25 protein-coding genes are annotated in these 25,013 nt (G+C 54.5%); 13 read left to right on the forward strand and 12 right to left on the reverse strand.

Going from position 1 to position 25,013, the window contains the following annotated elements; translation table 11 throughout:
- Positions 1-161 precede the first annotated feature (161 nt).
- The gene (mobB, locus tag A1WC_RS00780; protein ID WP_016162031.1) at positions 162-668 is read right to left on the reverse strand and encodes a molybdopterin-guanine dinucleotide biosynthesis protein MobB; all 507 of its coding nucleotides are present in this window, start codon (positions 666-668) and stop codon (positions 162-164) included.
- On the reverse strand, positions 665-1,246 hold the full coding sequence (gene mobA / locus A1WC_RS00775; protein WP_016162032.1) for a molybdenum cofactor guanylyltransferase MobA: 582 nt from the start codon (positions 1,244-1,246) through the stop codon (positions 665-667). Before mobA ends, mobB begins: the two co-directional genes overlap by 4 nt.
- 71 nt (positions 1,247-1,317) lie before the next feature.
- Here mobA and A1WC_RS00770 point away from each other — a divergent pair, with 71 nt between their 5' ends.
- The 3 genes from A1WC_RS00770 (at position 1,318) to dsbA (ending at position 3,300) form a co-directional block, all read left to right on the forward strand.
- Positions 1,318-1,587, forward strand: a complete 270-nt coding sequence (locus A1WC_RS00770) for a YihD family protein (protein WP_002882612.1) — start codon at positions 1,318-1,320, stop codon at positions 1,585-1,587.
- A gap of 75 nt (positions 1,588-1,662) precedes the next feature.
- Complete coding sequence (locus A1WC_RS00765; RefSeq protein WP_016162033.1) at positions 1,663-2,649, forward strand: serine/threonine protein kinase; 987 nt, start codon at positions 1,663-1,665, stop codon at positions 2,647-2,649.
- A gap of 27 nt (positions 2,650-2,676) precedes the next feature.
- On the forward strand, positions 2,677-3,300 hold the full coding sequence (gene dsbA / locus A1WC_RS00760) for a thiol:disulfide interchange protein DsbA (protein WP_008807917.1): 624 nt from the start codon (positions 2,677-2,679) through the stop codon (positions 3,298-3,300).
- Between the two features lie 49 nt (positions 3,301-3,349).
- On the opposite strand, the gene A1WC_RS00755 is transcribed toward dsbA, so the two are convergent.
- The gene (locus A1WC_RS00755) at positions 3,350-4,249 is read right to left on the reverse strand and encodes an acyltransferase (RefSeq protein ID WP_008807916.1); all 900 of its coding nucleotides are present in this window, start codon (positions 4,247-4,249) and stop codon (positions 3,350-3,352) included.
- A 396-nt stretch (positions 4,250-4,645) separates the two neighbouring features.
- Here A1WC_RS00755 and polA point away from each other — a divergent pair, with 396 nt between their 5' ends.
- Entirely contained in the window at positions 4,646-7,438 is a 2,793-nt protein-coding gene (polA, locus tag A1WC_RS00750) for a DNA polymerase I (RefSeq protein ID WP_012543290.1), read from the forward strand.
- A 347-nt stretch (positions 7,439-7,785) separates the two neighbouring features.
- On the opposite strand, the gene yihA is transcribed toward polA, so the two are convergent.
- Positions 7,786-8,418, reverse strand: a complete 633-nt coding sequence (gene yihA, locus A1WC_RS00745) for a ribosome biogenesis GTP-binding protein YihA/YsxC (protein ID WP_008807914.1) — start codon at positions 8,416-8,418, stop codon at positions 7,786-7,788.
- Between the two features lie 584 nt (positions 8,419-9,002).
- Here yihA and yihI point away from each other — a divergent pair.
- Positions 9,003-9,509: a Der GTPase-activating protein YihI gene (yihI, locus tag A1WC_RS00740; protein WP_008807913.1), complete on the forward strand. Its 507-nt coding sequence runs from the start codon at positions 9,003-9,005 to the stop codon at positions 9,507-9,509.
- Between the two features lie 188 nt (positions 9,510-9,697).
- Positions 9,698-11,071, forward strand: a complete 1,374-nt coding sequence (gene hemN, locus A1WC_RS00735; protein ID WP_008807912.1) for an oxygen-independent coproporphyrinogen III oxidase — start codon at positions 9,698-9,700, stop codon at positions 11,069-11,071.
- A gap of 39 nt (positions 11,072-11,110) precedes the next feature.
- Here hemN and A1WC_RS27725 read toward each other — a convergent pair whose 3' ends face one another.
- The 4 genes from A1WC_RS27725 to glnA all read right to left on the reverse strand — a co-directional run bounded on the left by A1WC_RS27725 (position 11,111) and on the right by glnA (position 15,397).
- A complete protein-coding gene (locus A1WC_RS27725) occupies positions 11,111-11,221 on the reverse strand; it encodes a YshB family small membrane protein (RefSeq protein WP_004152951.1) in 111 nt (36 codons plus the stop codon).
- 110 nt (positions 11,222-11,331) lie between these two features.
- Positions 11,332-12,741, reverse strand: a complete 1,410-nt coding sequence (gene glnG, locus A1WC_RS00730; protein ID WP_008807911.1) for a nitrogen regulation protein NR(I) — start codon at positions 12,739-12,741, stop codon at positions 11,332-11,334.
- Between the two features lie 8 nt (positions 12,742-12,749).
- Positions 12,750-13,799 carry a nitrogen regulation protein NR(II) gene (gene glnL / locus A1WC_RS00725; protein WP_008807910.1) on the reverse strand — a complete coding sequence of 350 codons (1,050 nt, stop codon included), beginning with the start codon at positions 13,797-13,799 and terminating at the stop codon, positions 12,750-12,752.
- A 188-nt stretch (positions 13,800-13,987) separates the two neighbouring features.
- Positions 13,988-15,397 carry a glutamate--ammonia ligase gene (gene glnA / locus A1WC_RS00720; RefSeq protein ID WP_004203622.1) on the reverse strand — a complete coding sequence of 470 codons (1,410 nt, stop codon included), beginning with the start codon at positions 15,395-15,397 and terminating at the stop codon, positions 13,988-13,990.
- 378 nt (positions 15,398-15,775) lie between these two features.
- Between glnA and typA the strand changes: the two genes are divergently transcribed.
- The 5 genes from typA to fabY all read left to right on the forward strand — a co-directional run bounded on the left by typA (position 15,776) and on the right by fabY (position 20,607).
- Positions 15,776-17,599, forward strand: coding sequence for a ribosome-dependent GTPase TypA (gene typA, locus A1WC_RS00715; RefSeq protein ID WP_008807909.1), 1,824 nt, complete (start codon positions 15,776-15,778; stop codon positions 17,597-17,599).
- 134 nt (positions 17,600-17,733) lie between these two features.
- A complete protein-coding gene (gene yihX, locus A1WC_RS00710) occupies positions 17,734-18,333 on the forward strand; it encodes a glucose-1-phosphatase (protein ID WP_008807908.1) in 600 nt (199 codons plus the stop codon).
- Positions 18,327-19,187, forward strand: coding sequence for a virulence factor BrkB family protein (locus tag A1WC_RS00705; RefSeq protein WP_008807907.1), 861 nt, complete (start codon positions 18,327-18,329; stop codon positions 19,185-19,187). Before yihX ends, A1WC_RS00705 begins: the two co-directional genes overlap by 7 nt.
- Positions 19,184-19,621: a D-aminoacyl-tRNA deacylase gene (dtd, locus tag A1WC_RS00700; protein ID WP_012543288.1), complete on the forward strand. Its 438-nt coding sequence runs from the start codon at positions 19,184-19,186 to the stop codon at positions 19,619-19,621. The genes A1WC_RS00705 and dtd overlap by 4 nt, the downstream gene beginning before the upstream one ends.
- 44 nt (positions 19,622-19,665) lie before the next feature.
- Complete coding sequence (gene fabY, locus A1WC_RS00695) at positions 19,666-20,607, forward strand: fatty acid biosynthesis protein FabY (RefSeq protein ID WP_012543287.1); 942 nt, start codon at positions 19,666-19,668, stop codon at positions 20,605-20,607.
- A 13-nt stretch (positions 20,608-20,620) separates the two neighbouring features.
- Here fabY and A1WC_RS00690 read toward each other — a convergent pair whose 3' ends face one another.
- Positions 20,621-21,538: an alpha/beta hydrolase gene (locus A1WC_RS00690; RefSeq protein WP_016162034.1), complete on the reverse strand. Its 918-nt coding sequence runs from the start codon at positions 21,536-21,538 to the stop codon at positions 20,621-20,623.
- Positions 21,539-21,742: 204 nt separating this feature from the next.
- On the opposite strand from A1WC_RS00690, the gene A1WC_RS00685 reads away from it, so the two are divergent.
- Complete coding sequence (locus tag A1WC_RS00685) at positions 21,743-21,985, forward strand: CopG family transcriptional regulator (protein ID WP_172437970.1); 243 nt, start codon at positions 21,743-21,745, stop codon at positions 21,983-21,985.
- On the forward strand, positions 21,985-22,368 hold the full coding sequence (locus A1WC_RS00680) for a type II toxin-antitoxin system VapC family toxin (protein WP_008807903.1): 384 nt from the start codon (positions 21,985-21,987) through the stop codon (positions 22,366-22,368). Before A1WC_RS00685 ends, A1WC_RS00680 begins: the two co-directional genes overlap by 1 nt.
- 173 nt (positions 22,369-22,541) lie before the next feature.
- On the opposite strand, the gene fdhE is transcribed toward A1WC_RS00680, so the two are convergent.
- From fdhE to fdxH, 3 genes are read right to left on the reverse strand one after another with little or no spacing between them, the layout of a single operon-like run.
- A complete protein-coding gene (gene fdhE / locus A1WC_RS00675; RefSeq protein ID WP_004150358.1) occupies positions 22,542-23,471 on the reverse strand; it encodes a formate dehydrogenase accessory protein FdhE in 930 nt (309 codons plus the stop codon).
- Positions 23,468-24,103, reverse strand: a complete 636-nt coding sequence (gene fdoI / locus A1WC_RS00670) for a formate dehydrogenase cytochrome b556 subunit (protein ID WP_008807902.1) — start codon at positions 24,101-24,103, stop codon at positions 23,468-23,470. The genes fdhE and fdoI overlap by 4 nt, the downstream gene beginning before the upstream one ends.
- Positions 24,100-25,002 (reverse strand): formate dehydrogenase subunit beta, encoded by a 903-nt coding sequence (fdxH, locus tag A1WC_RS00665; protein ID WP_002882822.1) that lies wholly within the window; start codon positions 25,000-25,002, stop codon positions 24,100-24,102. The genes fdoI and fdxH overlap by 4 nt, the downstream gene beginning before the upstream one ends.
- Between the last annotated feature and the right edge of the window lie 11 nt (positions 25,003-25,013).

Raw genomic sequence — 25,013 nt, forward strand, 5'->3', positions numbered from 1 at the left:
TCTCCCCGGTGGCGCTGCGCTTACCGGGGCTACGGATTCGCACCCGCCCTGCACGACCTGTAGCCCGGACAAGGTGCGCAGCACCGCCTCCGGGGAGGCCCCTGTCTGCCGATGCCATTCATTAACGTCTGTGTTAAGAAGCAATCCCTACCGATAAACTGCTAATGCCTCTCTAACCAATTCGCAATAAATGTCGCGATCTGTTGAATATCATTTAAATCCAACTGCGGAAGCGAGGTCGCGATGGGCATATCGCTGGCCACGGCGATGGTATGTTCATCAATTATCAGCTCTTCTACACGATGGCCGCTGTTTTGCCGAAAAAGTAGGATCTTCGGCACGGGTTCATGTTTGAACCCCTCCACTAAAACCAGGTCCAGTTTGCTGACATCCATTCGACTGACAAGCCACGTGAGATCTAATCCCGGCGTCTCTGGCGTCTCCGTCATCAACGCCCAGCGCTGTTCGCTGGCGACAATAGTCTGCGCAGCGCCCGCCTTACGTAATTCATAGCTATCTTTGCCGGGCTTATCGACGTCCATATCATGATGGGTATGTTTTATCAGCCCGGGACGCAGACCTCTGACGCAAAGCTCAGGGATAAGACGCTTTAATAATGTTGTTTTTCCGGTACCGCTCCATGCGGCGATCGCCAGTAATGGGGTCATGATGGCTCCTGCATCTGCTGCAAATCTTCAAGCGTATTTACATTGATGAACGCTGATTTCACATCGCTGAAATTCACCGGGCGCCCACCCACTTGTCGCATAAAGACCATCACCCTGCGCTCTCCATGAGCCAGATAAGCCTCCAGTTCCGGAATGATTTGACGATGAACTAATGCAACGGCGGGATGATCCCGTTCGCCGTCATGGGCCCAAACGACCGGTGCGGCCCCTTTCTGCTGGATAAAGCGCTCCACCAAAAAGGATGGAATGAACGGCGTGTCGCAGGGGCAAAAAACAAACCATGGGCTCGCGACCTGCTGCATCACAGCAAGCATTCCGGCCAGCGGCCCCTGATAACCCTCCTGTATGTCTCGAAAGACCGGATATCCGCTGGCACGCCACTGTTCAAGATGACGATTGGCGCTAATGACTAACTCATCTACCTGCGGGGCTAATGTCTCCGCGACGTGACGCCAGAGAGGGCGACCATTTAGCGCCTGTAATCCTTTATCAATGCCGCCCATTCGCGTGGCTTTGCCGCCTGCCAGCACGACGCCGGTTATCGCCTCGCTTTGCATCTGAATATCGCCTCTTTCATTGTGGGATTGACCCTGTTAACTTGTCCCTATCAAGAGTAAGGAGCATGACCATGAAATGTAAACGTCTGAATGAAGTAATTGAACTCCTCCAGCCTGCCTGGCAGAAAGAGCCTGAACTGAATCTGATGCAATTTTTGCAGAAACTGGCGAAAGAGGCTGGCTATGATGGCGAACTGAGCGATCTTTCCGACGATATTCTGATCTATCACCTGAAGATGCGTGACTCTTCTAAAGATGCTGTCATTCCCGGTATTCAGAAGGATTATGAAGAGGACTTTAAAACCGCGCTGCTGCGCGCCCGCGGGGTAATAAAAGAGTAAAAGGTTGTAAGCGCTGCCGCGTAAAGTGCAATGAGATGATATCCTGAACTATTCGTACGATTATCGGAAGTCAGGATGCACGATAAGGCTTTTACTTTTCAGACGCTTCGCCCGGATACCATTATCGATGGGTTATTCGATCTGGGTATACGGGTGGACTCCGGTCTCACCCCGCTAAACAGCTATGAGAACCGCGTTTATCAGTTCCAGGACGAAGAGCGCCATCGCTATGTGGTAAAGTTCTATCGTCCTGAGCGCTGGTCCGCAGAACAGATCCTTGAAGAACACCAGTTTGCGCTTCAGCTTGTAGAAGATGAAGTGCCCGTTGCTGCGCCGCTCTTCTTTAACGACAGCACGCTTCATCAGCATCAGGGATTCTACTTTGCCGTTTTCCCAAGCCTTGGCGGTCGTCAGTTTGAAGCGGATAACCTTGATCAGATGGAATGGGTTGGCCGCTATCTGGGGCGCCTGCACCAGACGGGCCGCAAACAGCGCTTTACTGCCCGCCCGGAAATTGGCGTCCAGGAGTACCTGCTGGAACCGCGCCAGGTATTTGAACAGGCGACGCTGATCCCCTCTGGCCTGAAGGCCGATTTCCTGAAGGCGACCGATAAACTCATTGCTGCCGTCATGGAGCAATGGCACGGCCGCGGGAACACGTTACGCCTGCACGGTGACTGCCATGCGGGTAATATCCTCTGGCGCGACGGGCCACTGTTTGTCGACTTAGACGATGCGCGAACCGGCCCGGCGATTCAGGATCTGTGGATGCTGCTCAACGGTGATAAGGCTGAACAGCGTATGCAGCTGGAGACCATTGTCGAGGCCTATGAGGAATTCAGCCCCTTTAACAGCGATGAAATCGCGCTAATTGAACCTTTACGCGCTATGCGACTGGTTTATTATCTGGCGTGGTTGCTCAGACGCTGGGACGATCCCGCTTTCCCGGTCAATTTCCCCTGGTTAACCGGGGAGGATTACTGGCGGGGGCAGACGTCGACTTTTCTTGAGCAGGTGAAGGTTCTACAGGAACCCCCGCTTCAGTTAACGCCAATGTATTAATGTGATATATCCAGGAGAGAGTAAATCATGAAAAAAGTTTGGCTGGCGCTGGCTGGTATGATTCTGGCTTTTAGTGCATCCGCTGCCCAGATCACCGATGGCAAGCAGTACATTACCCTTGATAAGCCGATTGCTGGCGAGCCGCAGGTGCTCGAGTTCTTCTCATTCTACTGCCCGCACTGCTACCAGTTTGAAGAAGTGCTGCATGTTTCTGACAATGTGCGTCAGAAACTGCCGGAAGGCACCAAAATGACCAAATACCACGTTGAGTTCCTGGGCCCTCTGGGCAAGGATCTGACGCAGGCGTGGGCGGTGGCCATCGCGCTGGGTGTTGAAGATAAAATTACTGCGCCGATGTTCGAAGCCGTGCAGAAAACCCAGACCGTGCAGAGCGTGGCTGACATTCGTAAAGTGTTTGTCGACGCTGGCGTGAAAGGGGAAGACTACGATGCCGCATGGAATAGCTTCGTGGTGAAATCTCTGGTCGCTCAGCAAGAGAAAGCGGCAGCCGATCTGCAGCTGCAGGGGGTACCGGCTATGTATGTTAATGGTAAATACCAGCTGAACCCGCAGGGGATGGACACCAGCAATATGGATGTCTTCGTCGCTCAGTATGCGGATACCGTGAAGCAACTGGTAGAGAAGAAATAAAAAAAACGCCGGTCACTGACCGGCGTTACCTTAGCTATTCTGGCAGTGACTACCTTTCTTTGTCCCGCATGATGTCAGTCAACTGACGGTCTTTCTCTTCCCATAGCCCATTGAGCCAGCGCTGGAAGCCGCGCTTAAAGTTCTTATCGTTAACGTAATCGCCGTGCAGCTCTTCACCAATAGGAACCAGATTGATACGTACTACAATGCGCGTCAGGCGGCCGCTTAACATATCGTAAAACGGCTTTGTATTATTCTCCGGGTAGCACAGCGTGACATTCAGTAGTTTATCGAACTGCGAACCGAGCACGTTTAACGCCATGGCGATACCTGCCGCTTTAGGCGGTAGCAGGTTATCGTAAGGCGAGCGCGTCTCGTGCTTTTTGGCTTCGGTAAAACGCGAGCCTTCCACAAAATTGACGATAGTCGTCGGATGCGCGCGAAATTTTTCACATGAACGGCGGGTGGTTTCGACATCTTTACCGCGGCGTTCCGGGTGTCTAATAAGGTAACTGCGTGAATAGCGGCGCATAAAGGGCATATCCAACGCCCAGCAGGCGAGGCCGATGAAGGGTACCCACGCCAGCTGTTGTTTAAGGAAGTACTTATTCATCGGAATATGCTTGCGGAACAGCACGCACAGCACCACGATATCTGCCCAGCTATGGTGGTTACTGATCAGCAGATACCAGTTCTTTTTATTTAAGCCTTCCAGACCCTCGACGTCCCATTTAAGCCAGGGATTGAGATGCAACAGCAGCGCCAGCCCTTCGCACCAGCAATACATCATAAAATTGCAAAAAACAGATATAGAGCGCCATACCGCTGGAATGGGGACCAGCAGTTTAATCAGCCCGGCGACGATGATCGGTACAGAGCAGATAATGGTGACTAAGATGGTTAAGGCGATACTCAGCGGAAGTGTTATCGCAGCGAGTAATCTCGACATAGTTAGTTTATTCAGAAAGTTAGGCTGACAAAGAGCGCCTTTAAGCTGCGCAAGGGGCTGATTTTACCAGAAAACGCGGCAAATGACGGGTCTTACGAGAACAGAAAAAAACAAGGATCTTCTATCCACATGGAACATTGGGTCATCAAATTGATGCCAGGATCGTCGATCTGTTTTTAATTAACTGATATATAAAGAGTAATAGTATTTGTTCATTTATTTTCAGGGGCGGTAAAGCTGACGCTGTAAAACTATACACAAAGTTATCCACAAGCAAAGTTCTTGTGCGATCGCGACGATCGTTGAATCTTTTCCGCGAAATGCGGGAAAAATTCAGGATTTCATGCCCGTCTGTGGCATCCTTTACCCATAATCTGATAAACAGGCACGGAAATTATGGTTCAGATCCCAGAAAACCCTCTCATCCTCGTTGACGGCTCATCCTATCTTTATCGGGCGTATCATGCGTTTCCGCCGCTGACTAACAGCGCAGGGGAGCCGACCGGGGCTATGTACGGCGTACTGAATATGCTGCGCAGTTTGATCCTGCAGTATCAACCGACTCACGCCGTCGTGGTCTTTGATGCGAAAGGGAAAACCTTCCGTGATGAATTGTTCGAACATTACAAGTCCCACCGCCCGCCGATGCCGGACGATCTGCGCGCGCAGATTGAGCCGTTGCATAAGATGGTGAAAGCGATGGGGCTGCCGCTAATGGCGGTTCCGGGTGTTGAAGCCGACGATGTGATTGGCACCCTGGCGCGGGAAGCGGAAAGGGCGGGTCGTCCGGTGCTGATCAGCACCGGTGATAAAGACATGGCTCAGCTGGTGACGCCGGGGATCACCCTAATCAATACCATGACTAACACCATCCTTGGACCGGATGAGGTGGTCTCCAAGTATGGCGTCCCGCCGGAGCTGATTATCGATTTCCTGGCACTGATGGGCGACTCTTCGGATAACATTCCTGGCGTGCCGGGCGTGGGCGAGAAGACCGCCCAGGCGCTGCTGCAAGGCCTTGGCGGCCTTGATACGCTGTATGCGGAACCGGAGAAAATTGCTGCACTGAGCTTCCGCGGCGCGAAAACGATGGCGGCGAAGCTGGAGCAGAACAAGGACGTGGCTTATCTCTCTTATCAGCTGGCGACCATTAAAACCGACGTCGAGCTGGAGCTCACGTGCGAAGAGCTGGAGGTGCAGCCTCCGGCGGCTGACGATCTGCTGGCGCTGTTCAGGCAGTATGAGTTTAAGCGCTGGACAACCGACGTCGAGGCCGGGAAATGGCTGCAAGCGAAGGGCGGCAAACCGGCCGCTAAACCTGCAGAGCCTGCGGCAGCGGCACAGGCAGAAGCAGAGGATGAACCGGCCTCCGCCCTTTCAGCAGAGCACTACGTCACTATCCTTGATGAGGCCACGCTGGTCACCTGGATCGATAAGCTGAAGCAAGCGCCTCTCTTTGCCTTTGATACGGAAACCGACAGCCTGGATAATATCTCTGCCAATATGGTCGGTCTTTCATTCGCGGTTGAGCCTGGCGTGGCCGCCTATGTCCCTGTGGCGCATGATTATCTTGATGCACCGGATCAGATCCCCCGCGAGCGCGTACTGGCGTTACTTAAACCGCTGCTGGAGGATGAGAAGCTGCTCAAGGTCGGGCAAAATCTCAAATACGATCGCGGTATTTTGGCCAACTATGACATTGAGCTGCGCGGGATTGCATTCGATACCATGCTGGAATCCTACATTCTCGACAGCGTGGCGGGCCGCCACGATATGGACAGTCTTTCCGACCGCTGGCTGAAGCATAAAACCATTACCTTTGAAGAGATCGCTGGTAAAGGTAAGAACCAGCTCACCTTTAACCAGATTGCACTGGAGGAGGCTGGCCGCTACGCGGCGGAAGATGCCGACGTCACGCTCCAGCTGCATCTGAAGATGTGGCCGAAGCTGCAGCAGCATGAAGGTCCGCTGAATATCTTTAAGCATATCGAAATGCCGCTGGTGCCGGTGCTGTCTCGGGTTGAGCGCAATGGTGTGAAAATCGACCCTGCCGTGTTGCATGCGCATTCCCAGGAGATCGCCCAGCGTCTGGTTGAGCTGGAGCAGCGCGCACATGAGATTGCCGGGGAAGCGTTTAATCTCTCCTCCACTAAACAGCTGCAAACGATCCTGTTTGAGAAACAGGGTATCAAGCCGCTGAAGAAAACGCCGGGTGGCGCGCCATCCACGTCTGAAGAGGTCCTGGAGGAGCTGGCGCTGGATTATCCGTTGCCAAAAGTGATTCTGGAGTATCGCGGGCTGGCGAAACTGAAGTCGACCTATACCGATAAACTGCCGCTGATGATTAACCCTAAAACGGGGCGCGTGCATACCTCCTATCATCAGGCGGTTACTGCCACTGGCCGTTTGTCGTCTACCGATCCAAACCTGCAAAATATTCCAGTGCGTAACGAAGAAGGACGGCGCATTCGCCAGGCGTTTATCGCGCCGGAAGATTACGTCATTGTCTCAGCGGACTACTCGCAAATCGAACTGCGTATTATGGCGCACCTGTCGCGGGATAAAGGCCTGCTAACCGCCTTCGCTGAAGGGAAAGATATTCACCGGGCGACGGCGGCTGAAGTGTTTGGCTTACCACTGGACAGCGTCAGCAGCGAACAGCGCCGCAGTGCGAAAGCCATCAACTTCGGTCTGATCTACGGCATGAGCGCCTTCGGCCTGGCCCGCCAACTGAACATCCCGCGTAAAGAAGCACAGAAGTATATGGATCTTTATTTCGAGCGTTACCCGGGCGTCCTGGAGTATATGGAGCGCACCCGCGCTCAGGCGAAAGAGCAAGGGTACGTTGAAACGCTGGATGGCCGTCGACTCTATCTGCCGGATATTAAATCCAGCAATGGTGCCCGTCGCGCCGGCGCGGAACGTGCGGCGATCAACGCCCCGATGCAGGGGACAGCGGCAGACATTATCAAGCGGGCGATGATTGCTGTTGATGAATGGCTGCGGAAGGAGCAACCTCGCGTGCGGATGATCATGCAGGTTCACGATGAACTGGTCTTTGAAGTGCATAAAGATGAGCTCGATGCCGTGTCGAAAAAAATCCATGAACTGATGGAGAACAGCACTACGCTGGCGGTGCCGCTGCTGGTGGAAGTCGGTAGTGGCGAAAACTGGGATCAAGCGCACTAAGTATACAAAGCGCAAAGCGATTTTCTGTAAGTAAGCAACATAACTTATAGCGTTTTGTGAGGATCATTTGAATTTGCTATGTAAATAGTGAAAAAAAACTACAAAAAATGCTTTATCCGTGAGCGAAAGAAGAGTAGAGTTAATCGCGTAGGGTACAGAGGTAAGATGTTCTATCTTTCAGACCTTTTACTTCACGTAATCGGATTTGGCTGAATATTTTAGCCGCCCCGGTCATTTATGACCGGGGCGTTTTTTATTGCGCGAAAGAAAAGTTTGATGCAGTTAAAAGCGCGTAATATGAACGTCCGGATAGGGCGCTACGCGCCGTTATCCGGAAAAAGCGGGGGTTACTCGGCGTCTTCAACGGCTTCTTGCGGCGGGATTTCGTTAAACCAGCTATCCAGCTTCTGTCGCAGCTTATCCACGCCAGATTTTTTCAGCGAAGAGAAAGGTTCAACCTGAATATCGCCATTGAAGGCCAGTACCGCTTCACGCACCATATTCACTTGCGCTTTACGCGCGCCGCTGGCGAGCTTATCGGCTTTGGTCAACAGCACCAGCACCTGAATATCACTTTCTACCGCCCACTCGATCATTTGCTGATCGAGATCTTTAAGCGGGTGGCGAATATCCATTAGCACCACCAGGCCCTTCAGGCACAGACGTTTTTCCAGGTACTCTCCCAGCGCGCGCTGCCACTTGATCTTCATCTCTTCAGGTACTTGCGCATAACCATAGCCGGGCAGGTCAACCAGGCGTTTGCCCTCGGCGACTTCGAACAGGTTAATCAGCTGCGTACGTCCAGGAGTCTTGGAGGTACGCGCCAGGCTCTTCTGGTTGGTCAGCGTATTTAGCGCGCTGGATTTTCCCGCGTTGGAGCGGCCGGCGAACGCCACTTCAATGCCGGTATCGGCAGGAAGATGGCGGATATCTGGCGCGCTAGTGACAAAGTGCGTCAGTTGATAATTCCAGTTGGTCAAGACGGTCGTCTCCGTTAAAACAGGCTATGGCAGGGATTATACCTGAACAGCAGAAAAAGGCTGTTTTTACCGCACGCCGTTCCTGTAAGTAAAAACCATATGGTTTGTGAGACATTGACTATTCTTCGTATAGGACATACCTGAGAAAAATAAGACGATACAGATGTAATTAACTGAAAAAAAACAAGTTATAAAAATAGAGAAATCTGAAAATGTTTTTTTAACGGCCTGGCTGGTTGTCGATTTTTGTCAACAGGGTAAAGTAATACACAACGGCGGGGATGCTGAAAGGATTAAGACTCAGGACGAGGGGTCAGGAAGCGCCAGGAGGCGAAGACCACAGGATAGTCAGGATGACGCGCGTCTTGGAGACGTTTCAAAGGGAAAAGGAAGAAACAGGGACCGTTGGACGCTAAGGGAAAGACAGGGTAAGTCGTTAGCGAACAGGGAAAGAAGAAGCCCGTTAAGGGTGGTCAGTGAGGAAAAAGGCGACAGAGTAATCTGTCGCCTTTTTTCTTTGCTTGCTTTCTGCTAGATTCCGCCTCAATTCTATACTGAATAATACTGTCTGAAGATTACACACCATGAAAAAACCGACATCCGCCACCCGTGGCAAATCCGGCCGCAAGTCGCGTGAAGAGTTAAATCAGGAAGCTCGCGATCGCAAACGGCAGAAGAAACATCGTGGCCACGCGGCAGGCAGTCGCGCGAACGGCGGCGATGCGGCTTCAGCGGGCAAAAAACAGAGCCAGACGCAAGACCCGCGCGTCGGCAGTAAAAAACCGATCCCGCTGGGCGTGAGCGAAAGCAGCACCCCAGCCCCCAAGCAGCATAAACCAAAGAGCGAGAAACCTATGCTTTCACCGCAGGCTGAGCTGGAGTTGCTGGAGAATGATGAGCGCCTGGACGCGCTGCTGGAACGTCTGGAAGAGGGCGGCACCCTGAATGCTGAAGAGCAGAGCTGGGTGGACGCCAAACTGGATCGCATTGATGAGCTGATGCAGCAGCTCGGCCTCTCTTACGATGACGAAGATGAAGAAGAGGAAGAGCGTCAGGAAGATATGATGCGTCTGCTGAAGGGCGGAAACTAACATTTGCATCCCATCGGATTCCCGGTATTGCTTATAACCCTTCTGGTTATATGTTATCTGCTGTGGTTATTCGTTAAACTACGACGGTTGTCGCGGCGTCAGAAATGGCTGCGCAACCGGCTCATGACCCGCGGTGCGGTGGGGCCGGGACGGCGTACCCGTCGGCGGCACCATCGGAAGGAGTGAGCATGTCTGAGCAGATAATCGACTGGGATCTGGCCCTGATCCAGAAATATAACTATTCCGGGCCGCGCTATACCTCGTATCCCACCGCGCTGGAGTTTTCACCGCAATTTGGCGCGGCGGAATTCGATGCCGCTGTGGCCCGTTACCCACAGCGTCCCCTGTCGCTGTACGTGCATATCCCGTTTTGCCATAAGCTGTGTTATTTCTGCGGCTGCAATAAGATAGTCACCCGCCAGCAGCATAAGGCCGATCAATATCTCGATGTCCTTGAACAGGAGATCATCCACCGCGCGCCGCTGTTTGCCAGTCGCCAGGTTAAGCAACTGCACTGGGGTGGCGGCACGCCAACCTATCTCAATAAGGCGCAAATCAGTCGCCTGATGGATCTGTTGCGCAGCCACTTCCATTTCAGCGCGGAAGCCGAGATTTCCATTGAGGTCGATCCACGTGAGATCGAGCTGGATGTCCTCGATCATTTACGCACCGAGGGGTTCAACCGCCTGAGTATGGGCGTGCAGGACTTCAATAAAGAGGTTCAGCGCCTGGTTAACCGTGAGCAGGACGAAGCGTTCATCTTTGATTTGCTCCACCATGCGCGGGAGATTGGTTTTACCTCGACCAATATCGACCTCATCTACGGCCTGCCGAAGCAAACGCCGGAGAGCTTCGCCTTTACCCTGCAAAAGGTCGCCGAGCTCAATCCTGACCGCCTGAGCGTGTTTAACTATGCGCATCTGCCCACGCTCTTTGCCGCACAGCGCAAAATTAAAGATGCCGATCTCCCCTCCGCTGAACAGAAGCTGGAGATCCTCCAGGAGACCATCGGCTCGCTGACGGCGGCAGGCTATCAGTTTATCGGCATGGACCACTTTGCTCGCCCAGACGATGAATTAGCGGTCGCGCAACGTCATGGCATACTGCACCGCAATTTCCAGGGTTACACCACCCAGGGGGATACCGATCTGCTGGGGATGGGCGTGTCCGCGATCAGCATGATTGGTGACAGCTACGCCCAGAACCAAAAAGAGCTGAAGCTGTACTACCAGCAGGTGGCAGAGCAAGGGGACGCTCTATGGCGCGGGATCGCGTTAACCCGCGATGACTGTTTACGTCGCGACGTGATTAAGGCGTTGATCTGTAATTTCCGTCTGGATATTGAGGCTGTAGAGGCGCAGTGGGATGTGGATTTTCAGTCTTATTTTGCCGAAGACCTGAAGCTGCTGGCGCCGCTGGCGCATGACGGGCTGGTGGCTGTGGATGATAAGGCCATTCAGGTGACGGCGAAAGGCCGACTGCTGATCCGCAATATCTGCATGTGCTTTGATGCCTATCTACGGCAAAAAGCTCGGATGCAACAGTTCTCCCGGGTCATTTAATGTTTTCCCCTCTCCCGCGGCCGCAGGAGAGGGGAACCATTAGCTGAACAGCCCGACCAGCGCAGCGCACAGCACGGCAGCGACTGCCGTTTGTGGCGTGTGACTGGCTGCGGCGCCGCTCGATATCATACTCACCAGTGATTCAAACATGATGCTCTCCCCTAATGCCGGGCACGATCATACTCAACTCATCGGAACAGTAAAGTACAAAATAGCAGCACTTTGCGCTGAACGGCTAATTTTCATCATGCCGTTAATCACTACTCCATTCCCAGCTCTTTTAGCTTACGCGTCAGGGTATTACGACCCCATCCCAGCAGACGCGCAGCCTCCTGCTTGTGCCCCTGGGTATGGCGCAGGGCGGTCGTCAGCAGCGTGCGCTCCATTTCGGGTTGCGCTTCTGAGAGCAGGTTTTGATGACCGGATCGCAACGCCCGATCGGCCCACTGACCCAGCAGCGTCGCCCAGCTGTCGGGCTGCATCTGCGTCGGGCTGTCCGGAACCGTGGTCTCAAACAGTTCGCTCGGCAGATCCTGCGTCAGTACCTCCTGGCCGGCGGCCATGACGGTGAGCCAGCGACAGGTGTTTTCCAGCTGACGGACGTTGCCAGGCCACGCCAGGCGTGTCAGCGCTGTCTCCGTTTCCGGATGCAGCTGTTTGGCTTCAACACCGAGCTCGCGGGCGGCTATCTGCAGAAAATGGCGGGCCAGGCGTGGAATATCTTCCCGGCGCTCGCGCAGCGGCGGTAAATGTACCCGGATCACGTTCAGGCGGTGGAACAAATCTTCACGGAATTTCCCCTCCTGCACGCGCTGTTCCAGGTTCTGGTGGGTGGCGGCGATGATCCGCACATCGACCTTCACCGGCGCGTAACCGCCCACGCGATAAAACTGGCCATCCGCCAGCACGCGCAGCAGACGAGTCTGGACATCAAGCGGCATATCGCCAATTTCATCCAGGAATAGCGTGCCGCCGTCAGCCTGTTCGAAGCGTCCCTGGCGGACGGTATTGGCGCCGGTAAAGGCCCCTTTTTCATGCCCGAACAGCTCGGACTCAATCAGGTCTTTGGGTATTGCCGCCATATTCAGTGCGATAAACGGCGCTTTTGAACGTGGGCTATGACGATGCAGGGCGTGAGCGACGAGCTCTTTACCGGTACCGGATTCGCCATTAATCAGCACGCTGATGGATGAGCGCGACAAGCGGCCAATAATGCGAAAGACATCCTGCATTGCCGGCGCTTCGCCGATGATGTCGGCAGTTGGGCTGCTTATCGGCGCATTTCGCGGCTGTTGCTGCTCCTGGTAGTGGCTTATCGCCCGGTCGACCAGGGCGACGGCTTCATCAATATCAAAAGGTTTGGGCAGATAATCAAACGCGCCTTGCTGATAAGCGCTGACCGCAGCGTCCAAATCGGAATGCGCGGTCATTATGATGACCGGAAGCATCGGATGACGCTGCTTAATCTGTTTGAGCAGCGCCAGACCATCCATTCCCGGCATACGGATATCTGACAGCAGTACATCCGGGGTTTTGGTGGTGAGGGCATCTAGCACCTCATTGCCGCTTTCGAACGTTGTGCAGCTCAAGCCGGCTCCGGTGAGCGCGCGTTCAAGCACCCAGCGGATGGAGCTATCGTCATCAACGATCCAGGCTATCCCTCGTTGCATAAACACCTCTACTTCCGAATAGGCAGGTATACCGAAAATTCGGTATGACCCGGCCAGCTGGTGAATTCAATTTTGCCGGAGTGCTGATCGATAAGGCTGCGGGCGATAGATAAGCCCAGGCCGGTACCACCTTCGCGGCCGCTGACCATCGGATAAAACAGCGTATCCTGGAGATGGGGCGGAATACCCGGGCCATTATCTTCAACGTCAATACGTGCGGCGAGGCGATAACGCACCCCGTGCAGCGTCAGCTGGAAAGCGGTGCGGGTGCGGAGAACAATTTCGCCCCCTTCCGGCCCCAGCGCCTGCAGCGCATTACGGACGATGTTCAGCAACACCTGTTCAATTTGATCCGGGTCGTGGGGCAGCTCTGGTAGGCTGGGGTCGTAATCACGGATTAACTTCACGTTGTCCGGTAACTCCATGGAGACCAGTTTCACTACCCGCTCGGCGACTTTATGGATACTTTCAGTAACGTGCATGCCCGGATGCTGTGGCCCAAGCAGGCGATCGACCAGATTTCTCAGCCGGTCAGCCTGCTCGATGATCACTTTGGTATATTCCGTTAGCGCCGGGTCGGGCAGGGCTTTGCTGAGCAGCTGTGCCGCGCCGCGCAGGCCGCCTAACGGATTTTTTATCTCATGTGCCAGGCCGCGGACCAGATCGCGGGCGGCGACCTGCTGCGCGTGCTGCAGCTGCTCCTGGCTCAGGCGGCGCTGGTTATCCATCGGCGCCATTTCCAGCAGAATAAAGCCTTCCGGCAGCCGCTGGGCGGTCAGCGACAGGATGTGCGAGCGGCCATCAATAACCAGCGTGACTTCGTTATCGGTAAACCCCTGGCCCGCCTGCAGGCTCTCCTGCATCAGCCCGATATTCAACGAAAAATAGCTCAACAGCTCAGGTAACGGGGTGCCAAACAGCTTGCGTGAACTTTGCGCCAGCAGCTGCTGCGCCGCAGGATTGGCAAAGTGCACCGCCAGGTCATCATCGACCAGTAAGATACTGTTGATAAGAGAGTTGAGGATCTGCCCAGCATCGGGCAGTGTGCCTGTTGCCATTCGACAGTCTCCTGAAAAAGAGTGCACCAATTTAGTGCAGTATAGCTTTTTATCGGTAAAAAGCTCGCGAGATCAGCGTGTTGGTGGAGAAAAAAGCCCATCCTGAGATGGGCTGAAAGTTTCCACGGCAACAAAATATCCCGGGCATCCCGCGCCACAACACGACATACCCTGGATTTACAGCAAAATTAGACGCTGTAGTACAGTTCGAACTCAACCGGATGCGGAGTCATGCGTACGCGGTCGTTCTCTTCCAGACGCAGGGCGATGTAAGCATCGATAGCGTCATTGGTGAACACGCCGCCAGCCGTCAGGAACTCGCGGTCAGCATCCAGGGCCTGCAGGGCTTCTTCCAGAGAACCAGCAACCTGCGGGATCTCTTTCGCTTCTTCCGGCGGCAGGTCATACAGGTTTTTGTCCATTGCTTCGCCCGGATGGATTTTGTTCTTGATACCATCAAGGCCAGCCATCAGCAGCGCCGCAAAGCACAGGTACGGGTTGGCAGCCGGGTCCGGGAAGCGCACTTCGATACGACGCGCTTTCGGAGAGGTCACCACCGGAATACGGATGGAGGCAGAGCGGTTACGCGCAGAGTAAGCCAGCATAACCGGCGCTTCGTAACCCGGGACCAGACGCTTGTAGGAGTTGGTGGTCGGGTTCGCCAGGGCGTTGATAGCTTTAGCGTGTTTGATTACGCCGCCGATGTAGAACAGCGCCTGCTCAGACAGACCTGCGTATTTGTCGCCGGAGAACAGGTTAGTCCCGTTTTTCGCCAGAGACATATGGCAGTGCATGCCGGAGCCGTTATCGCCGAACATTGGTTTCGGCATAAAGGTCGCGGTTTTACCGAAGCGGTGAGCGACGTTGTGAACAACGTATTTGTAAATCTGAATTTCGTCCGCTTTTTTGGTCATGGTGTTGAAGCGGGTTGCCACTTCGTTCTGACCTGCGGTAGCCACTTCGTGGTGGTGAGCTTCAACAACCAGGCCCATCTCTTCCATGATCATACACATGGTGGAACGGATATCCTGAGAAGAGTCTACTGGCGGAACCGGGAAGTAACCCCCTTTCACGCCCGGACGGTGACCTTTGTTACCGCCTTCGTATTTGGTGGAGGAGTTCCACGCACCTTCGATGTCATCGATCGCGACATGGGAGCCGGAGATAGAGGCGCCAAAACGGATGTCGTCGAACAGGAAGAATTCTGGTTCTGGCCCGAACAGGACGGTGTCAGCGATGCCGGTGGCGCGCAGGTACTCTTCAGCGCGTTTCGCGATGGAGCGCGGGTCACGGTCATAGCCCTGCAGGGTGCCTGGCTCGAGGATATCGCAGCGGATGATCAGGGTCGGTTCTTCGTAGAACGGGTCAATGACCGCGGTGGAAGCGTCCGGCATCAGGACCATGTCAGATTCGTTGATACCTTTCCAGCCACCGATCGAGGAGCCATCAAACATTTTGCCTTCTTCGAAGAATTCGGCATTTACCTGATGAGACGGAATCGTGACGTGCTGTTCTTTACCTTTGGTATCGGTGAAGCGCAGATCGACAAACTTCACTTCGTGCTCGTTCAGCATCGTCAAAACGTGTTCAGCGGACATACTTAAACTCTCCCGGATTGGTCATTGTCGTCGTGGTAACGAAAACTTCATACTGCTTAAAAGTGGCGTTGTTGCCTTAAAAAATATAAAGCGAAATCTGTGCCAACTTTTAAATGCCCTATAAAACGCTGTATCATGCGCACCATAGTGCAAAAGGACTGCACCATGATGGAGATAATGCACCAAAATAGTGCCTCAGTGTGAACATTGAGCACCATTTTGGTGCAATTTTTGTTACGGTGCCCTTTTATCGCTCCGTGAAAGCGGTCACAAAGAAACTCTGCAATACTTGTTTGCGGAGGATGTTTGTGATCCTGTTCAGTCCTTCGCTTAATACGTGTACAATAACGCGCTATTTCTAATGCCTGAGGCAAAGTTGTGATCGAAAATCTGCGTAATATCGCCATCATCGCGCACGTTGACCATGGTAAAACTACCCTGGTTGACAAGCTGCTACAGCAATCCGGTACGTTCGACGCACGTACTGAAGCACAAGAACGTGTGATGGACTCCAACGATTTGGAGAAAGAGCGTGGGATTACCATCCTCGCGAAAAACACCGCAATCAAATGGAATGATTACCGTATCAACATCGTTGATACCCCAGGGCACGCCGACTTCGGAGGTGAGGTTGAGCGTGTTATGTCCATGGTTGACTCTGTGCTGCTGGTGGTCGATGCCTTTGATGGCCCGATGCCGCAAACGCGCTTCGTGACCAAAAAAGCTTTTGCCCACGGCCTGAAGCCGATCGTGGTCATCAACAAAGTTGACCGCCCGGGCGCCCGTCCGGACTGGGTTGTCGATCAGGTCTTCGACCTGTTCGTTAACCTTGATGCGACCGACGAACAGCTGGACTTCCCGATCGTTTACGCGTCCGCGCTGAACGGTATCGCGGGCCTGGACCACGAAGACATGGCTGACGACATGACCCCGCTGTACCAGGCGATTGTTGATCGCGTGCCGGCGCCGGACGTTGACCTTGACGGTCCGCTGCAGATGCAGATCTCCCAGCTGGACTACAACAACTACGTTGGCGTCATCGGTATCGGCCGCATCAAACGCGGTAAAGTGAAGCCGAACCAGCAGGTCACTATCATCGATAGCGAAGGCAAAACCCGTAACGGTAAAGTCGGTAAAGTGCTGACTCACCTGGGTCTGGAGCGTATCGAGAGTGACGTAGCCGAAGCTGGCGACATCATCGCGATCACCGGTCTGGGCGAGCTGAACATCTCCGACACCATCTGCGATCCGCAGAATGTCGAAGCGCTGCCGGCACTGTCCGTTGATGAGCCGACCGTAACCATGTTCTTCAACGTCAACACCTCGCCGTTCTGCGGTAAAGAAGGTAAGTTCGTTACCTCTCGCCAGATCCTGGACCGTCTGAACAAAGAGCTGGTGCACAACGTGGCGCTGCGCGTTGAAGAAACCGAAGACGCTGATGCGTTCCGCGTTTCCGGCCGTGGTGAACTGCACCTGTCCGTTCTGATTGAAAACATGCGTCGTGAAGGTTTCGAGATGGCGGTTTCCCGTCCGAAAGTTATCTTCCGCGAAATCGATGGCCGTAAACAAGAGCCGTTCGAAAACGTGACGCTGGACGTCGAAGAGCAGCACCAGGGTTCTGTCATGCAGGCGCTGGGCGAGCGTAAAGGCGACCTGAAAAACATGAATCCAGACGGTAAAGGCCGCGTACGTCTCGACTACGTGATCCCAAGCCGTGGTCTGATCGGCTTCCGTTCAGAGTTCATGACCATGACTTCTGGTACCGGTCTGCTGTACTCCACCTTCAGCCACTACGACGACGTTCGTCCGGGCGAAGTGGGTCAGCGTAACAACGGCGTACTGATCTCTAACGGTCAGGGTAAAGCGGTTGCGTTCGCCCTGTTCGGTCTGCAGGATCGCGGTAAGCTGTTCCTCGGCCACGGCGCTGAAGTTTACGAAGGCCAGATCATCGGTATTCACAGTCGTTCTAACGACCTGACGGTAAACTGCCTGACCGGTAAGAAACTGACCAACATGCGTGCGTCCGGTACTGACGAAGCAACGGTTCTGGTTCCGCCGATTAAGATGACCCTGGAGCAGGCTCTGGAGTTCATCGATGACGACGAACTGGTAGAAGTGACCCCTACGTCTATCCGTATCCGTAAACGTCACCTGACTGAGAACGACCGTAAACGCGCAATGCGCGGTGCAAAAGAAGAGTAATTTTTCTTCTTGTTGTTCGCTAAACCCCGCCTCTCCGGCGGGGTTTCTTTTTTTCATTCCTGCATCATACGCCAATAGTCAAATCCTGCCTTTCCCGCTAAAGTTAATTTTCCACGGCGCGGAAGGAGACAAAAATGCTCTATATCTTTGATTTAGGTAATGTGATTGTCGACATTGACTTCAACCGGGTATTGGGAGCCTGGAGTGATTTAACCCGCATCCCGCTGGCGACGCTGAAGCAGCATTTCACCATGGGAGAGGCTTTCCACCAGCATGAGCGTGGCGAGATTAGCGATGAAGACTTTGCCGCCGCCATGTGTCATGAAATGAATATGTCCCTCAGCTATGAGCAGTTTGCTCACGGCTGGCAGGCGGTATTTGTCGCGCTGCGCCCGGAGGTAATTACCATCATGCATAAACTTCGTGCCCAGGGGCATCGGGTGGTGGTGCTCTCCAATACCAATCGTCTTCACACCACATTCTGGCCCGATGAATACCCGGAAGTGCGCGCTGCCGCCGATCGCATTTATCTGTCACAGGAGATGGGATTGCGTAAGCCTGAAGCGGAAATTTATCTGCGAGTACTGGAAGAAGAGGGATTTTCCGCCGCAGATACGGTCTTTTTTGATGATAACGTCGATAATATAGCAGGGGCCAACCGGTTAGGGATCACCAGTATTCTGGTGACCGGGAAGAAGACCATCCCTGACTATTTCGCGAATCAGCTATGCTAAAAACCGTTCAGCAAAAATTACACCACCATACCCGGCCGCTGCTGGCTTGGCTTAAGCTGCTGTGGCGGCGCATTGATGAAGACCATATGACGACTCTGGCGGGGAACCTCGCCTATGTGTCATTACTTTCCCTGGTGCCGCTGATAGCCGTCGTGTTCGCGCTGTTTGCGGCCTTTCCCATGTTTTCCGAAGTCAGCGTGCAGATTCGCCATTTTATCTTCGCCAATTTTATTCCGGCGACCGGGGATGTGATTCAGGGGTATATCGAACAGTTCGTGGCTAACTCCAGCCGTATGACCGCCGTAGGCGCGTTTGGCCTGATCGTCACCTCGCTGCTGCTGATGTACTCGATCGACAGCGCGCTAAACACCATCTGGCGCAGCACGCGCAGCCGTCCCAAAGTTTACTCCTTTGCCGTTTACTGGATGATCCTGACTCTTGGCCCGCTGCTGGCAGGCGCCAGCCTGGCGATCAGTTCGTATCTGCTGTCGCTGCGCTGGGCGAGCGATCTGGACGGCGTGATTGATAATCTACTCCGCCTCTTCCCGCTGATCCTTTCATGGGCGGCATTCTGGCTGCTCTACAGTATTGTACCGACCACCCAGGTGCGTAACCGCGATGCAGTGATCGGGGCGCTGGTGGCGGCGCTGCTGTTCGAGGCAGGTAAAAAAGCGTTTGCCCTCTATATCACCACCTTTCCGTCCTATCAGTTAATTTATGGCGTGATTTCGGTGGTGCCGATTTTGTTCGTCTGGGTGTACTGGACCTGGTGTATCGTCTTGCTTGGCGCTGAAATAACTGTCACTCTCGGTGAATACCGCAAACTTAAAACAGAAGAAACAGAACAACCATGATTGCATTAATTCAACGCGTATCCCGTGCAAGCGTTACCGTGGAGGATGAAGTGACGGGCGAAATTGGTCCGGGGCTTCTGGTGCTGCTGGGCGTCGAGAAAGACGATGATGAACAAAAAGCGAATCGCCTTTGTGAACGTGTGCTGGGCTACCGCATCTTTAGCGATGCGGAGGGAAAAATGAATCTGAATGTCCAGCAGGCGGGCGGCAGCGTGCTGGTGGTTTCGCAATTTACGCTGGCGGCCGATACCGAGCGGGGGATGCGTCCGAGTTTCTCGAAAGGTGCAGCACCGGACCGTGCCGAGGCACTGTATGAGTATTTCGTCGCCCGCTGTCGTCAGCAGGAAATGAACACCCAGACCGGAAGATTCGCTGCGGATATGCAGGTTTCTTTGGTCAATGATGGTCCCGTGACCTTTTGGTTGCAGGTATGACCCAGCTTCCGGGCAGGCTGCGGGTAACAAAAGAGAGTACGACTATGTATCACCTTCGTGTACCGCAAACAGCAGAAGAGTTAGAGAGCTACTACCAGTTCCGCTGGGAGATGCTGCGTAAGCCGCTGCATCAGCCAAAAGGATCGGAACGCGACGCCTGGGATGCGATGGCGCATCATCAGATGGTGGTGGATGAGGAGGGCAATCTGGTTGCCGTCGGCCGACTGTATATCAATGCGGAAAATGAAGCTTCCATTCGCTTTATGGCCGTGCATCCCTCCGTGCAGGATAAAGGGCTGGGGACGCTGATGGCAATGACCCTGGAGTCGGTAGCGCGTCAGGAAGGGGTGAAGCGGGTCACCTGTAGCGCTCGCGAAGATGCGGTGGAGTTTTTCGCCAAGCTTGGCTTTGTCAATCAGGGGGAGATCACTACCCCGACCACCACGCCGATCCGTCATTTTCTGATGATTAAACCGATCGCGTCGCTGGACGATATTTTGCACCGCGGTGACTGGTGCGCACAGCTTCAGCAGGCGTGGTATCAGCATATCCCGCTGAGTGAAAAAATGGGCGTACGCATTCAGCAGTACACCGGGCAGAAATTTATTACCACCATGCCGGAAGCGGGGAACCAGAATCCGCACCATACGCTGTTTGCCGGCAGCCTGTTTTCGCTCGCTACCTTAACAGGATGGGGGCTTATCTGGTTGATGCTGCGCGAGCGGCATCTGGGGGGCACCATCATTCTGGCGGATGCGCATATCCGTTACAGTCAGCCCATTAGCGGCCGCCCCAGCGCCATCGCCGACCTGGGATCGCTGAGCGGCGATCTCGACCGCCTGGCGCGTGGGCGTAAAGCCCGCGTGCAAATGCAGGTTGAGCTTTTTGGTGATGATAAACAGGGGGCAGTTTTCGAGGGGATCTACATCGTGCTGCCGGCGAAGCCCTTTGGCTCTTATGAAGAGGGCGGCAACGAGGAAGAGTAATCCCCTGCGGCGGTTATCGTCCTGGCGATGCCACACGCCAGGCGATATCCCGTATAGCATCACGCGCGGCGTGGCTGACGCCTCCCAGCTGAAAGAAGCCGTGGATCACCCCCAGATAACGCTGACAGGAACTCTCCACCCCTTGCTCTGTCAGTCTTCGGTACAGCACTTCACCCTCATCGCGTAAAGGATCGAACTCCGCCGTCAGAATATGCACCGGTGGCAGCCCGTGAAAATCTTCGCGCCAGAGCGGACAGGCATCCGGATGGTTTGCCGGCGTCGGGGAGAGGTACATTTCGTAGCCGCTCAGTAGCGTGTCCCGGGTAATCACATAGTCATCGCCATTGCTGAGGTAGCTCGCCATGCTGGCGGTGGGGTCGAGCATTGGATAAATCAGAATCAGTTGTGCAGGACGCCACGCCGCTTTCGCTTTCAGGCGCAGAGCCGTGACCAGGGCGAGATGACCTCCGGCGCTGTCGCCGGCCAGCGTGATACGCGAGGCATCAATGCCAAGCTGCTTTGCGTGCTGGTGAATAATCGTAGCACCTCGTTCTGCATCATCGTGCGCCGCCGGAAAGGTATGCTCCGGCGCAAGGCGGTACTGCACAGCGATCACCCGGCAACCGCTGAACATGGCTAACTGACGGAGTTGGTTATCGTGCGTGGCAAAGCCGCCGCTGACAAAACAGCCGCCGTGGAAGTAGATAAGCGCGGGTAGCAGGCCGTCGGCATTAGGCGGTGAAACGACGCGGAAGTGCATACCCTCCAGAGTGGTATCCTCCACCCGCACTCGCGTTTCCGTCTCCCCGGCGAGTACCGCACTGGCGATATAGCCGGCCCTCCGGTCATCAATATGTTGATCGCGTGATGACGGACGACCTGCCGCAATAAATGCCTCAACCAGCGAAGCAATCCCTTTTTCCAGCGCCATATGAAGTTCCTTATACTGTTTTAATATCCAGTGTTATAGCCTGGATTATGACGAAAAGACAGGCCTGTTGAGGTCGCCTGTGCATTATGGAAAGCGGCTCGCAAAAAAGCGTTTACCTGGCAAAATCCTGTTTGTTTCCGATTTCAAAAGCTGTAGATTGCTCATAATTTCATCACTGGTGATATACTTGAGGTATATATGAGCATGATGGCTGAAAGGGATATGGGCAGAATTCTTCTCGATTTATCAGACGATGTCATTCAACGTCTCGATGACCTCAAAGTGCAGCGTAACATTCCGCGAGCGGAACTGTTACGTGAAGCGGTTGAACAATATCTGGAGAAACAAGATCGAGCTAAAGATACCATCTCCAATGCGCTGGGTCTGTGGCAAGACTGCGAAGAAGACGGCATGGAATATCAACGTCAGCTACGCAAGGAGTGGTAATGACCTCCGGATCTGCGCTTTTTGATACCAATATTCTTATTGATTTATTTAGCGGGCGTCGCGAAGCCAAACAGGCGCTGGAGGCCTGGCCACCGCAGAATGCGATCAGTCTGATTACCTGGATGGAGGTGATGGTTGGCGCTAAAAAATATCACCAGGAGCAGCGTACGCGAATGGCGCTAAGCACCTTTAATATCATTAACATCTCACAGGATATTGCAGAGCGAAGCGTTGCGCTGCGGCAGGAGTATAAGCTTAAGCTGCCGGATGCCATCATTCTGGCGACGGCGCAACTCCATCGTCTGGAACTGATTACGCGGAATACGAAGGATTTTGCCGGTATTCCTGGCGTAGTCACGCCGTACGAACTACACCCTGAATAATTCGAGTGGCAGGAGGACGACAAGTGAGCGACAAACTCGTCTGAAACGAGTGTGTCCAGCCAAAGGCTGACCTCTGATGACAGTCAGTGACGCGGGTGAGTCATTCCTGACTACGCTCGTGTCGCAAGAAGGAAAGTGGGCGGCAAGAGCCGCCCGAAATCACACCGCAGAACTTACTCCCCTTCGCCGGGGAACATGAACGGGTTAATTGAGCTCCTGGCGAAGCCTTCCTGTTCCATACGGGCGTCGAGCACCAGGGACGCCAAATCGTCGGCGACGGCTTCGACTTTCGGATCCTTCTCCTGATACATAATCTTCAGGTAGGTTCCGCAGTCGCCACAGCTTTCGGCTTTCACCGCTGCCTGCTCGTTGTCCAGCGACCAGTAGTGCAGGTCGCGGCTCTGTTCACAGTTGCTGCACTTGACGCGCACCACGTGCCACTCGGTTTCGCACAGGTTGCAGTGCAGATAGCGCAGCCCCTGAGTGGTGCCGATCTGCACGATGCTGGAGACCGGCATCGAGCCGCATACCGGGCAGAACTGACGCTGTTCGCCGTATTCGGCGCGCGCTTTCCCCGGGATCAGGCTGGCCATCTGCGCCCAGTAGAGCGACAACGCGGCCCAGATGAACGGCGCTTTATCACTGCTGACGGAGGCGAAGTCGGAAACAAACAGCGCGCTGGCCATCTGCTCCAGCTCCTGCTCAGAGGCTTTTTCCAGATTCTCAATGACCGCCAGCGCCGGGCCGCTCATTTCCGGCTTCAGCTCGGCAATCAGCGAGTGCAACAGCTTGTGCCAGTGCTTGTCGCGCGGCAGAACGTGGATATCCAGCGGCGGTTTACCCTGTTCGCTGGCCGCTTTAATGCGGGCCGTCAGATCCATTTGCAACGGATGGTCGTACAGCACCACTTCCTGGGCATGGGCGATCAGCGCGGCAAAGCGCAGGTAATCGCCCAGCGGGTTGTTGGCGGCCAGCTCACGCAGGCGTTCAGCGCGGCGGTTGTACAGATTTTTCAGCCTGGGGAACAGTAACGGCGGAATTGCTTCCGCCGTGCGTTTCTCGCTCGAACCCAGCTCGTCTTGCGGGATTATGCGAATACTCATTCAGATGACTTTTCCTGTTTCTGGCGGACCTCTCGGTACCAGCGCGGGTGATGTTTCTTCGCCCACGTTTTGGTAACCCAGCCTTCCACCATCGCGGTAATGGTGCCTTTCACCCAGAGGGCGGCGTAGATATGCACCATGATAACCACAATTAACGCCACTGCGGCAAATGAATGCAGCATCAGCGCAAATCGGATCACCGGGATTGAGAAAGCCGGCGCAAAATACGGACGCCAGATGATCACACCGCTCACCAGCAGCAGTACCAGCAAAATAATCGCCGCCCAGAACACGCATTTCTGGCCGAAGTTATAGCGCCCGGTATCGCCCACCTCCTCGTTGACGACGATCTTACGAATATTCTTCGCCCAAAAGATATCATCCCGATTGATTAGGTTGTGGTGCCAGTAACGGAAAAACATGATGATAAACGACGCGAACATCACCACCCCGACGAACGGGTGGAGAATACGCGCCAGCTGCGGCGTACCGAGAATATGCATCAGCCAGTTAAAGGACGGGAAGAAAAAGCCTAACCCGCTCACTGCCGCCAGGACGAAGCAGAAGGCGGTGACCCAGTGGTTGATGCGTTCCGGCGCCGTGTAGCGCACGATGGTGTCACGTCTTTTCATTTGCGCACCTCGTCTTTCTCTTCATGCAGGTTGTCCTCTTCCTCTTCCGCGCGGTTCGGACCGACGCCGACGTAGTGGAAGATACTGGCTGCGAAGGTCGCGGCGAAGCCGACGGCCGCCAGCGGTTTCCAGATGCCTTTCCAGAACTTCACGGTCTGGCTGATCTCCGGGTTTTCCGGCAGGCCATGGTACAGATTCGGCTTGTCGGCATGGTGCAGCACATACATGACGTGGGTGCCGCCGACGCCGGCCGGATCGTACAGGCCCGCATTGTCATAACCGCGGGTTTTCAGCTCAGCCACGCGTTCACCGGCCAGCGTTTTCATATCCTCTTTGGAGCCAAAGTGGATTGCGCCGGTCGGACAGGTTTTCACGCAGGCAGGCTCCTGGCCGACGGTCACGCGGTCTACGCACAGGGTACATTTGTAGACGCGGTTGTCTTCCGGGTTCAGACGCGGTACATCGAACGGACAGCCGGCGATACAGTAGCCGCAGCCGATGCACTGCTCGGACTGGAAGTCGACGATACCGTTGGCGTACTGAATGATCGCGCCTTCTGACGGGCAGGCCTTCAGGCAGCCCGGGTCCGCGCAATGCATGCAGCCATCCTTGCGAATGAGCCATTCCAGCTTGTCGTTTTGTTCCACTTCCGAGAAGCGCATGACCGTCCATGACTTGGCGGTCAGGTCCGCCGGGTTGTCATACACACCGACGTTGTGACCGACTTCATCACGAATATCGTTCCATTCGGAGCAGGCCACCTGACAGGCTTTGCAGCCGATACAGGTGGTGACGTCGATAAGCTTCGCCACCTCCTGCTGGTGGTCCCGCGCCTGAGGCGCGGGGGTGAAACCGTTAGTCGCGGAACGACGAATAATATCTTGCGATTGATAAGCCATAAGTCGTCTCC

The sequence above is a fragment of the Klebsiella sp. KTE92 genome, from assembly GCF_000398905.1.
GTDB lineage: Bacteria > Pseudomonadota > Gammaproteobacteria > Enterobacterales > Enterobacteriaceae > Klebsiella > Klebsiella variicola.